At 72.8% G+C, this 11,073-nt stretch carries 11 protein-coding genes and 2 tRNA genes; 9 read left to right on the forward strand and 4 right to left on the reverse strand.

Going from position 1 to position 11,073, the window contains the following annotated elements:
- The first annotated feature begins 127 nt into the window (after positions 1–127).
- The 5 genes from E0D90_RS18475 to fabF all read left to right on the forward strand — a co-directional run bounded on the left by E0D90_RS18475 (position 128) and on the right by fabF (position 5,036).
- Positions 128–1,264, forward strand: a complete 1,137-nt coding sequence (locus tag E0D90_RS18475; protein ID WP_227870311.1) for a PucR family transcriptional regulator — start codon at positions 128–130, stop codon at positions 1,262–1,264.
- 94 nt (positions 1,265–1,358) lie between these two features.
- Complete coding sequence (locus E0D90_RS18480) at positions 1,359–2,297, forward strand: ACP S-malonyltransferase (protein WP_174856223.1); 939 nt, start codon at positions 1,359–1,361, stop codon at positions 2,295–2,297.
- A 23-nt stretch (positions 2,298–2,320) separates the two neighbouring features.
- Positions 2,321–3,325 (forward strand): ketoacyl-ACP synthase III, encoded by a 1,005-nt coding sequence (locus tag E0D90_RS18485; protein ID WP_103502943.1) that lies wholly within the window; start codon positions 2,321–2,323, stop codon positions 3,323–3,325.
- Between the two features lie 87 nt (positions 3,326–3,412).
- Positions 3,413–3,661 carry an acyl carrier protein gene (locus E0D90_RS18490; RefSeq protein WP_103502942.1) on the forward strand — a complete coding sequence of 83 codons (249 nt, stop codon included), beginning with the start codon at positions 3,413–3,415 and terminating at the stop codon, positions 3,659–3,661.
- Between the two features lie 109 nt (positions 3,662–3,770).
- A complete protein-coding gene (fabF, locus tag E0D90_RS18495; protein ID WP_103502941.1) occupies positions 3,771–5,036 on the forward strand; it encodes a beta-ketoacyl-ACP synthase II in 1,266 nt (421 codons plus the stop codon).
- Between the two features lie 218 nt (positions 5,037–5,254).
- On the opposite strand, the gene E0D90_RS18500 is transcribed toward fabF, so the two are convergent.
- Positions 5,255–5,749, reverse strand: a complete 495-nt coding sequence (locus E0D90_RS18500) for a DUF3145 domain-containing protein (RefSeq protein ID WP_130799305.1) — start codon at positions 5,747–5,749, stop codon at positions 5,255–5,257.
- Between the two features lie 276 nt (positions 5,750–6,025).
- Between E0D90_RS18500 and E0D90_RS18505 the strand changes: the two genes are divergently transcribed.
- The gene (locus E0D90_RS18505) at positions 6,026–6,892 is read left to right on the forward strand and encodes a GDSL-type esterase/lipase family protein (protein ID WP_130799306.1); all 867 of its coding nucleotides are present in this window, start codon (positions 6,026–6,028) and stop codon (positions 6,890–6,892) included.
- Positions 6,893–7,045: 153 nt separating this feature from the next.
- Here the strand turns inward: E0D90_RS18505 and E0D90_RS18510 are convergent, their stop codons facing one another.
- Entirely contained in the window at positions 7,046–7,333 is a 288-nt protein-coding gene (locus E0D90_RS18510) for a GlsB/YeaQ/YmgE family stress response membrane protein (protein WP_103502938.1), read from the reverse strand.
- Between the two features lie 213 nt (positions 7,334–7,546).
- Here E0D90_RS18510 and E0D90_RS18515 point away from each other — a divergent pair, with 213 nt between their 5' ends.
- Entirely contained in the window at positions 7,547–8,779 is a 1,233-nt protein-coding gene (locus E0D90_RS18515; RefSeq protein ID WP_130799307.1) for a PA0049 C-terminal domain-containing protein, read from the forward strand.
- A 124-nt stretch (positions 8,780–8,903) separates the two neighbouring features.
- Here the strand turns inward: E0D90_RS18515 and E0D90_RS18520 are convergent, their stop codons facing one another.
- Positions 8,904–9,914, reverse strand: a complete 1,011-nt coding sequence (locus E0D90_RS18520; RefSeq protein ID WP_130799308.1) for an NADP-dependent oxidoreductase — start codon at positions 9,912–9,914, stop codon at positions 8,904–8,906.
- Between the two features lie 297 nt (positions 9,915–10,211).
- Entirely contained in the window at positions 10,212–10,511 is a 300-nt protein-coding gene (locus E0D90_RS18525; protein WP_103502935.1) for a hypothetical protein, read from the reverse strand.
- Positions 10,512–10,682: 171 nt separating this feature from the next.
- On the opposite strand from E0D90_RS18525, the gene E0D90_RS18530 reads away from it, so the two are divergent.
- Both E0D90_RS18530 and E0D90_RS18535 read left to right on the forward strand, forming a co-directional pair.
- A tRNA-Asn gene (locus E0D90_RS18530) sits at positions 10,683–10,755 on the forward strand.
- Between the two features lie 191 nt (positions 10,756–10,946).
- A tRNA-Ile gene (locus tag E0D90_RS18535) sits at positions 10,947–11,020 on the forward strand.
- The last annotated feature ends 53 nt before the right edge of the window (positions 11,021–11,073 follow it).

The raw sequence follows: 11,073 nt of genomic DNA on the forward strand, positions 1-11,073 counted from the left end.
CTCCGGCACCGCCCCCGGCGCGCGCCCCACGCGGGGCGCGGGCGTCCGCGGTCTTCCCGGCACCGCCGGCGACGCGACCGGAACGCCCGGTTCCGGCGGTGCGGCGCACGCCGCGACCGTCCGCAACCTGGAGCGCTCGGCGGGCAAGCTCGCCGCGGCGGCCATCGCCCGCATGGACGACAACCTCTCCTGGTACCGGGCCATGCCGCCGGAGAACCGTTCCTGGATCGGCCTGGTCGCCCAGGCGGGCATCGCCGCGTTCACCGAGTGGTTCCGCCACCCGGACACCCCGCAGGCGATCTCCACCGATGTCTTCGGCACCGCCCCGCGCGAACTGACCCGGGCCATCACCCTGCGGCAGACCGTGGAGATGGTGCGCACCACCATCGAGGTGGTGGAGACGGCCGTGGACGAGATCGCCGCTCCGGGCGGCCGGGAGGCACTGCGCAACGCGCTGCTCGTCTACGCCCGGGAGATCGCGTTCGCCACCGCCCAGGTCTACGCGCAGGCCGCCGAGGCGCGCGGCGCCTGGGACGCCCGGCTGGAGTCACTGGTGGTCAACGCGGTGGTCTCCGGCGAGGCGGACGAGAGCGACGTCTCCCGCGCGGCGGCGCTGGGCTGGAACTCCCCGGAGCAGGTCGCGGTGGTGGTCGGCGGAGCCCCGGACGGCGACAACGAGCTGACGGTGGAGGCGATCCGCCGGGCCGCCCGCTACGCGAAGATCCAGGTGCTGACCGGGGTCCTCGGCAAGCGGCTGGTGGTGATCGCCGGGGGCAGCGACGACCCGCTGCACGCGGCGAAGTCGCTGATCGGCCCGTTCGCGCCGGGACCGGTGGTCGCGGGACCGGTCGTCGCGGATCTCCAGGCCGCCACCCGCTCCGCCCAGGCGGCGACCGCCGGGCTGCGGGCCTGCGCGGCGTGGCCGGACGCGCCGCGCCCGGTCGTCGCGGACGACCTGCTGCCGGAACGGGCGATGGCCGGCGACGAGATGGCGCGAAGTCTGCTGGTGGAGGAGATCTACAGACCGCTGGAGCGCGCCGGATCGGCGCTGCTGGAGACGCTGAGTGTCTATCTGGAGCAGGCCAACAGCCTGGAAGGCGCGGCGCGAATGCTCTTCGTCCACCCCAATACCGTTCGATACCGGCTCCGACGTGTGACGGACGTCACCGGCTGGTCCCCGTCCGACGTCCGGTCGGCCTTCACGCTGCGCGTCGCCCTCATGCTGGGACGGCTGAGCGACGGTGAGGCACAGGCAGCGCACTGAGCGGGATTTTTGTGGGGCCCTCACAATTCCACTCGCTGTTCTTGGTCCCGGATCCCACCCGCGTCGGACCCCGCCGCCGCGAGAGAGTGTGAAGGTGCTCGTACTCGTCGCTCCCGGCCAAGGCGCCCAGACGCCTGGCTTCCTGACCCCCTGGCTCGAACTGCCCGGCGCCGCCGACCGGTTGCGCGGCTGGTCCGAGACGATCGACCTCGACCTGGTGCACTACGGCACCGAGGCGGACGCCGACGCGATCCGCGACACCGCGGTGGCCCAGCCGCTGCTGGTGGCCGCGGCGCTGCTGTCCGCCGAGGCCGTCCTCGACGAACTGCCCGCACGCGGGCCGGCACCGGCGATGGTGGCCGGTCACAGCGTCGGCGAGCTGGCGGCCGCCGCCATCGCCGGGGTGATCTCCCCGGACGAGGCGATGACGCTGGTACGCCGGCGCGGTCTCGCCATGGCGGAGGCCGCGGCGGTCACCGAGACCGGGATGTCCGCGATCCTCGGCGGCGACGCCGACGAGGTCCGGGACCGCCTGGAGGAGCTGGGGCTGACCCCGGCCAACGTCAACGCCGTCGGCCAGGTCGTCGCGGCGGGCACCGTCGAGCAGTTGGCGGCCCTGGCGGACAACCCGCCCGAGAAGGCGCGGATCCGGCCGCTGAAGGTCGCCGGCGCCTTCCACACCGCGCACATGGCCCCGGCCGTCGCCGCCATGGACGAGGCCGCCTCCGGGCTGGCCCCCGCCGACCCGGTGGTCCGCTACGTCTCCAACGCGGACGGCGAGGTCGTCGCCGGCGGCAAGGAGGTGCTGCGGCGGCTGGTCTCCCAGGTGTCGCACCCGGTGCGCTGGGACCTGTGCACGGAGACCTTCCGCGAGGCGGGCGTCACCGCGCTGGTGGAGGTCTGCCCGGGCGGCACCCTGACCGGGCTGGCGAAGCGGGCGCTGAAGGGCGTCACCAACCTGGCCGTGAAGACTCCCGCCGAACTTGCCGCCGCCCGTGAACTCGTCGCGGAGCACTCCGCGGGCGCGAGCTGAATCCGAACAGGAGCCACCACACGATGTCAGCGACTCTCAGGGCCAGCAAGGGCGCTCCGTACGCGCGGATCGCCGGCGCGGGCGGCTACCGTCCCCACCGGGTGGTGCCCAACGAGGAGATCCTGAAGCACATCGACTCCTCCGACGAGTGGATCCGTTCCCGTTCCGGGATCGCGACGCGGCACTGGGCGGGCCCGGAGGAGACCGTCGCCGAGATGTCGCTGGCCGCGGCCGGCAAGGCCCTGGCGAGCGCCGGGGTCGCGCCCGAGCAGATCGGCGCCGTGATCGTCGCGACCGTCACGCACTTCATGCAGACCCCCTCGGTCGCCACCGAGATCGCCCACCGCCTGGGCGCGGGCAGGCCCGCCGCGTTCGACATCTCGGCCGCCTGCGCGGGCTTCGCGTACGGCCTGGGTGTCGCCAAGAGCATGGTGGTCGAGGGAAGCGCCGAGTACGTCCTGGTGATCGGCGTGGAGAAGCTCTCCGACTTCACCGACAAGGAGGACCGCTCCACGGCCTTCCTCTTCGGTGACGGCGCCGGCGCGGTCGTGGTCGGCCCCTCGGACGTGCCGGCCATGGGCCCCACGGTCTGGGGCTCGGAGGGCGACAAGGCCGACGTGATCGCCCAGACCACCCCGTGGACCGAGTACCGCGACGGTGAGGTGGAGCGCTTCCCGGCGCTGCGCCAGGAGGGCCAGACGGTCTTCCGCTGGGCGGTGTTCGAGATGGCGAAGGTCGCCGCACAGGCGCTGGAGGAGGCCGGGATCACCGCGGACGATCTCGACGTCTTCATCCCGCACCAGGCCAACATGCGGATCATCGACTCGCTGGCCAAGACCCTGAAGCTGCCGGAGCACGTCGCGGTGGCCCGGGACGTGGAGACCACCGGCAACACCTCCGCCGCCTCCATCCCGCTCGCGATGGAGCGGATGCTGGCGAGCGGACAGGCCAAGAGCGGCGACACCGCGCTGCTCATCGGCTTCGGGGCGGGTCTCGTGTACGCGGCCACGGTCGTTACCCTCCCTTAGGACACCCCGGCGGCCCGGCCCCGGCCGGTCCGCCAACCACATCCACGCGGTACCCACCGCGGCACACAGAGCAGAAGGAGCGGCGCAATGGCTGCCAGCAAGGAAGAGATCGTCGCCGGTCTCGCCGAGATCGTGAACGAGATCGCCGGCATCCCCACCGAGGACGTCGCCGAGGACAAGTCGTTCACCGACGACCTGGACGTGGACTCGCTGTCCATGGTCGAGGTCGTCGTCGCCGCCGAGGAGCGCTTCGACGTGAAGATCCCGGACGACGACGTCAAGGCCCTCAAGACCGTCGGTGACGCCACCAACTACATCCTGGAGCACCAGGGCTGACCGACGCCGGTCCGCGGCGGGCGGCTCCGGCCGCCCGCGGACGTGCCCGCCGCCACCCGTCCAGGGTGGCGGAGTCTCACCAACCTCGACTAGCGGAGCAATCATTCCCGTGAACGCGACCAATCGAACGGTGGTCGTCACCGGTATCGGCGCCACCACCCCGCTGGGCGGCGACAGCGCCTCGACGTGGGACGGCCTGCTGGCCGGCCGCTCGGGCGCGGGCCCTCTGGAGCAGGAGTGGGCCGCCGACCTCCCGGTGCGTATCGCCGCGGCAGTGGCGGTCGAACCGGGCGAGGTGCTGCCCCGGCCGCTGGCCAGACGGCTCGACCGTTCGGCTCAGTTCGCGGTGATCGCTGCCCGCGAGGCGTGGGCGGACGCCGGTCTGACCGGCCGCGCCGGTGAGGACGGCATCGTCAACCCGGACCGGCTCGGCACGGTCATCGCCTCCGGTATCGGCGGCGTGACCACCCTGCTGGACCAGCACGACGTGCTGCGGGAGAAGGGCGCCCGCCGGGTCTCCCCGCACACCGTGCCGATGCTGATGCCCAACAGCCCGGCGGCCAACGTCGGGCTGGAGGTCGGCGCCCAGGCGGGCGTGCACACCCCGGTCAGCGCCTGCGCTTCGGGCGCCGAGGCGGTGGGCTACGCGGCGGAGATGATCCGCACCGGGCGCGCCGACATCGTCGTCACCGGCGGTACCGAGGCGTGCATCCACCCGCTGCCGATCGCGGCCTTCGCCAACATGATGGCGATGTCCAAGAACAACGAGAACCCTCGGACGGCCTCGCGGCCGTACGACACCGGACGGGACGGCTTCGTCCTCGGTGAGGGCGCCGGCATCGTGGTGCTGGAGTCGGCCGAGCACGCGGCCCGGCGTGGCGCCCGCGTGTACTGCGAGGTGCTGGGCCAGGGGCTGTCGGCCGACAGCCACCACATCGCGCAGCCCGAGCCGACCGGCCGGGGCATCGCGGCGGCCCTGCAGAACCTGCTGGACGCCACCGGCCTCGACCCGGCCGAGGTCGTCCACCTCAACGCGCACGCGACCTCCACCCCGCAGGGCGACATCGCGGAGATCAAGGCGCTGCGCAAGGTGCTGGGTGACGAGATCGGCCATGTGGCGATCTCGGCCACCAAGTCCATGACCGGTCACCTGCTGGGCGGTGCGGGCGGCATCGAGACCGTCGCGACCGTCCAGGCGCTCCACCACCGCATCGCCCCGCCCACCATCAACGTCGACGATCTCGACCCCGAGGTGGACGCGGACATCGTGCGCGGCGAGCCCAGGAAGCTGCCGACGGAGGGCCCGCTGACGGCGCTGAACAACTCGTTCGGCTTCGGCGGCCACAACGTGGTGCTGGCCTTCCGCACCGTCTGAGCCACCGGTGCCCGCCCGGGCGGACGGGGGCGTTCACGGGCGGGCCCGGCGGTCCCGGGCGACACGCCCGGGGTGCGCACGGAAGGGCGTGAGGTGGTTCACAGCGATACGGCCGGGGGCCGGGACGACGATGTCGTCCCGGCCCCCGGCCGTCTGTCGCGTGGCGTGGTTCTCGGGGTGGTGTGGTGCGCGGTCGCGCGTGGCCCGGCGGCGGGTGCTCAGACCACCTGGTGCAGCCAGCGGACCGGGGCTCCCTCGCCCGCGTGGCGGAAGGGCTCCAGCTCGTCGTCCCACGGCTTGCCGAGGAGCTTGGTGATCTCGGCCTCCAGATCACTCTCGCCGAGCGCCGCACGGGCCGTGGCGGCCCGCAGCCGGTCCTCGGGGATCATGATGTCGCCGTGCATGCCGGTCACCGCGTGGTAGATGCCCAGGCCGGGCGTGCAGCTGTAGCGCTCGCCCTCCGCGGTGGCGCACGGCTCGGAGGTGACCTCGAACCGCAGCAGCTGCCAGCCGCGCAGCGCCGAGGCGAGCTGGGAGGCGGTGCCGACGGCGCCCTGCCACGACAGCTCCGCGCGCCAGGTCCCCGGGGAGACCGGCTGCTTCGTCCAGTCCAGGCTGACCCTGGCCCCCAGCACCCCGGCCACGGCCCACTCGATGTGCGGACACAGCGCGCGCGGCGCGGAGTGCACGTACAGGACACCTCGTGTGGTCATCAGACCTCCTGCCCTTCCCTGCCGGGTCCCGCCGTACTCGGGCCCGCCGCCTTCACCGGGGCCGCCCGCCCCTGCACGTCGTCACTCAGCGAACAGTAAACACCACGGAGCGCCATATCTTGGCAAAATGGACAGCGTGTGACGTCGGCTGATCTCTTACGCTGGTCACGCGGGCCCACCCGCCGGACGGGATGCGCCGGGACCAAGTTACCGTGCGGCAGCCGCTGTCCGACCCGCGACGACGTGCATGTCAACCCATCCGGACCAGGGAGCTGAATGTCGGCCAGCCGCCGCACCCTCGCCATCCTCATCGCCTCCGTGGCCGCCGTGTCCGCCTGCTCCTCCCCCGTGTCCCCGTCGGCCACCGGCGAGGACGCGGGCGAGGACTCGCGCCACGGAGAACTGACCGGGGCACCCGACTGGAACACCGCGCCCACCTCGATCGCGGCGATAGGCGACTCGATCTCGACCGGCTTCGACGCCTGCGACGTGCTGGCCGACTGCCCGGAGGTCTCCTGGGCGACCGGGACCGAAGCCGACGTGGAGAGCCTGGCCAGCCGCCTCGGCGTCGAGGAGAGCTGGAACGAGGCCGTCGCGGGCGCCCTGATGGCGGAGCTGCCCGCCCAGGCCGAACAGGCCGCCGCCTACGAGCCGGAGCTGATGACGGTGATGGCCGGTGCCAACGACGCCTGCGTCCGGGACATCGAGCTGATGACGGAGGTCGACACCTTTCGCGAGGACTTCGACGAGACCCTCTCCGTGATCCGGGAGAACGCCCCCGACACGCAGATCTTCGTCGCCAGCATCCCCGACCTGAAGCGGCTGTGGCAGGCGGGGCGTGAGAACTCGGCGGCCCGCATGGTCTGGCAGTTCGGGGTCTGCCCGTCGATGCTCAAGGACGCCGCCTCCGACGCCCCCGACGCCCAGGAGCGGCGCGACGCCGTCGAGGCGCGGGTGGACGAGTTCAACGAGGTGCTGCGCGAGGTCTGCGCCGAGGACGACAACTGCCGTTTCGACGACGGCGCGATCAACGACTACCCCTTCACCGAGGACGAACTCAGCGACTGGGACTGGTTCCACCCCAGCCGCGCCGGCCAGCGGGTCCTGGCGGAACTGGCCTACGAGGTCGTCACCCGCGACTGATCCCGGCGGCGAGTGCCCCTGTCGGCGCTCCGGAGACGGCCCGGGCGACGGCCACGGCCACGGCCTCGGCTACGTGTGAGCGAACGGCGACGCGGCGGCTCGGTCACCCCCTTCAGGGGGTCGGCCGGGCCGCCGCGGCGTTCGACGGGGACGTCACGCGTGCTGGTGACGTCCGTGGGCGTGTCCCTGGCGACCGGTGATCATGCCGTACACACCCAGCAGGATGACCGAGCCGACGATGGCGCAGATCCAGGTGGAGAGCGCGAAGAAGCCGCCCACCCCCACCCCGAAGATCAGCACGCCGAGCCAGCCTCCCAGCAGACCGCCGGCTATGCCGAGCAGGGTCGTCAGAATGATCCCGGTATTGGCACGCCCGGGAAGGATCGCCTTGGCGACGAAGCCGGCGATCAGTCCGATCACAATCCACGCGATGATGCTCATATCGTGACTCCTCCTGTTACATGGCCTAATGCCACTATCCCCCCTCTCGGCGATTCCGGCACGGGGAGCGGGCGGCGGCCCGTCGCACGGGGCTGACCGGCGGAAACCGTCGCCGTAACGAGACCGCAGGGGGCTTCTGGCGCGGTGGTGATCTTTGGTAACCATGTGCAGTCCCCCCGCTTCCCTTATTCCCCGTGACCGCCCGGAGGGGCCGTGCCCGCAACATCGCCGGAAGCGCCAACCGCGCAGCCGACCATCGAGGAGGACCGCCTCACCGGCGCCGTCCCCCAGCGCCTGATCCAGCACGGCGGACTGGGCGGCGCCGCCCCACGTCTGGCCGCCGCCCTGGCGGACGCCGCGTCGGCACAGGAGGCCGAGCTGATCGTCGCCCGGCACGCCCGCGCGCTGTGGCGCGAGGCGATCCGCCGCCTGCGCGAGGGGGACGGCGACGACCGGCCCCTCTACTGGGCACGGCTGGCGCTCGCCCAGGAGGTGCGGGCCTGGCGCCCCGCTTTCGGCACCGGCACCGGCACCGGTGTCGATACCGGCATCGACACCGCCACGCTCCTCGCCGCTCTGGAGCGCGGGTCGCGCGGCATGGAGGGCAACCTGCTGCCCGCCGGCCCCGACCGGCTGCGGGTGGTGGTGACCGGCTTCGACCCGTTCCGACTGGAAAGCGACATCCGGCGCTCCAACCCCTCCGGCGCCGCCGTGCTCGCCCTGCACGGCACGGTGGTCCGCACCGCCTGCGGCAGGTCCGCCCACATCGAGGCCGTGGTGCTGCCGGTGCGCTGGCGCGACTTCACCGACGGGGTCGTGGAGAGCGCGCTGCGGCCCTACCTGGAGCCCGGGCCGCGCCAGGTGGACCTGTTCATGACCATCAGCCAGGGCCGCCGGGGCTTCTTCGACCTGGAGCGGCACAACGCAGGCTGGCGCGGCGAGGGCACCGACAACACCATGGCCACGGCGCCCGGCCCCGTGCCGCCCGCGGCGAGCGGCAGGGACGACGGCGCGGTCCACGCGGAGCCCGGGCCACCGTGGACGGTCACGACCCTGCCCCACCGGCGGCTGACCGCGGAGCCGACCGGTCTCTACCCGGTGCGCGACAACACCACCGTCACGGAGCTGCCGCCCGGCGCCACCGAGCCGGTGACCCGGGCCGACGGCCCTACGCCCGGATCGGCGGCCCGGGCGGGAGGCGGGGGCGACTACCTCTCCAACGAGGTCGCCTACCGGGCGACGCTGCTGCGCGACCGGCTCGCCCCGGGGCTGCCCGGGGGGCATCTGCACACCCCGGTACTGGAGTTCGCCGAGGAGAACGCCTCGGAGGGGTCGGCACGGTTCACCGACACCGTCCTGGTCACGGGCCGGATGGACATCACCGCACAGGTGCGCGCCCTGCTCTCGCTCGCCGCGGGCGCCGGACCCGGCGCGGCTGAGGGCTGAGGGCTGACTGCTGACGGCTGAGGCGTCCCGGGCACGGCCCCGGCCGGGGCCGGTGGCCGCTCCGGTGCCTGTCCGGTGCCCCGGTCGTCGTGAGCACGACGTCCAGGGCACCGGTGGCCGTCCGTCAGAGGGTGACGATCATCTTCCCGGTGTTCTCGCCCCGCAGGACGCCCAGCAGCGCGTCCACGGTGTTCTCGAAGCCGTTCACGACCGTCTCCGGGTAGTGCAGCTCACCGGAGCGCAGCCAGCCGGAGACCTCTTCGACGAACCGGGGACGCAGCGCCTCGTGGTCGATGACCAGCAGCCCCTCCATCCGGATGCGCTTGGCGATCAGCTGCATCAGGTTGTTGGGGCCGGGCGGCGGCTCGGTCGCGTTGTAGTGGGCGATCATCCCGCAGAGCACGATCCGGGCGTGCACGTTGGAGGCGTGGATGGCGGCCTGGAGATGGCCCCCTCCGACGTTGTCGAAGTAGAGGTCGATGCCGTCGGGGGCCGCCTCGCGCAGCTGGCTGCCGACCGAGGCGTCCTTGTAGTTGAACGCGGCGTCGAAGCCGTACTCCTCGGTGAGGCGCGCCACCTTCTCCGCCGAGCCCGCGCTGCCGATCACCCGGGAGGCGCCCTTGAGGCGGGCGATCTGGCCCGCGACGCTGCCCACCGCGCCGGCGGCGCCGGAGATGAAGACGACATCGCCCTCGGTGAGCCCGCCGGTCTCCAGCAGCCCCGCCCAGGCGGTCAGTCCTGGCATGCCGAGGACGCCCAGGAAGGCGCTCAGCGGGGCGTCCTCGGCCGAGACGGGCCGGGCGTACCGGGACGGCAGCGTCGCGAACTCGCGCCAGCCCAGATCGTGGAAGACATGGTCGCCGACGGCGATGCCCTCGGCCTCGGAGGCGATCACCTCGCCGATCGCGCCGCCGTCCATGGGCTGGTCGAGCCGGAACGGCGGGACGTAGGACTTGACGTCGTTCATCCGGCCCCGCATGTACGGGTCGACCGAAAGGTGCACGTTGCGCACCAGGATCTCGCCGGCCGAGGGGGGCCGCACCGGCTCCTCGCGGAGCGCGAAGTCCTCGGGCACCGGCCAGCCCTGCGGGCGGGCGACGAGGTGCCAGGAACGGCCGGTGGTGGGGAGTGTCATCGGATTCCTCTCACTGGTGCGGTGCCAGGTGTGGTGCGGGTGCCTGGGGTGGTGCGGGTGCCTGGGGTGGTGCCGGTGTCCGGCGGTGGTGCGCCCTGGCACCCGTGACACTCCGACAACACCGCGCCGCCGCCGGGCCTTCCCGGACCGCGCGGGCGATTCCCACGGGCGCGGCGCGGGCCGGGGGTGGACGCGACGGAGGCGGCGGTGGGCGTCCCCAGCGGGACACCACCGCCGCCTCGGGCGTTCACCGGTGGTCCGTCGGCCGCCGGGTACCCGGCGGCCGGCGGACACGGTTCAGAGCGCGCCGCTGCTCCCCCAGTCGTCGTCCAGCGGGTTCTGCCGGCCCTGCACGGACCGGAGCTTCTGCGACAGCGACCCGGGAAGCCGGTCGCCGGCCCGGTCCACGACCGCGGTGCCCGCACGCGCCGCCGCCTGGCGGCCGTTGTGCGCGGCGGACTCGACGGTGTTCCGGACAGCGGGGTTCTCCGCGATGCGCCGGGCCGACGCCGCGATCCTGTCGTAGCACCCCCGGCCGGCCCGTGCGCCCAGCACGAACCCCACTGCGGCACCGGCGATGAACGTGAGCTTCCGCATCGGAACGCTCCCCTTTTCTGCACTCATCCTCGCCCCGGACCGGCCGGCCCGGGGCCCTACCGTCCGGGTACCCCGAATACCGATTTCAGAGCACCCCCTCACATGCGCTAATGTATTGCCCGCAGCGAGGGAACGCCCCCGGGGACGGGGTGCGGAACCCACGTAGAGCAGTCCCCTGTAGCTCAATTGGCAGAGCAGCCGGCTGTTAACCGGCAGGTTACTGGTTCGAGTCCAGTCGGGGGAGCATCACCTGAAGGGCCCCGTCCGGGGCCCTTCGTCGTTCTGCGTGCATAGCGCCCGCGCAGACGGGAACCGATGTCCCCGAGGCCGCAGCCCGTACCGCCGTACGAGCACCCCCCGACCCGGGCGGGAGATCGTATGAGCAGCTATGCTGCGGCAGACGACGCGCACATCAGTGCGCGGCGCGCCGCTGATGGGGCGGTAGCTCAGCTGGTTAGAGCAACGGACTCATAATCCGTCGGCCGTGGGTTCGAGTCCCACCCGCCCCACACAGCGAACCCACGCAGAGCCGTTCTGACCTGGGGAAACGCGGTTTCTGGGG

The organism is Streptomyces otsuchiensis, assembly GCF_004305975.1.
Taxonomy (GTDB): domain Bacteria; phylum Actinomycetota; class Actinomycetes; order Streptomycetales; family Streptomycetaceae; genus Streptomyces; species Streptomyces otsuchiensis.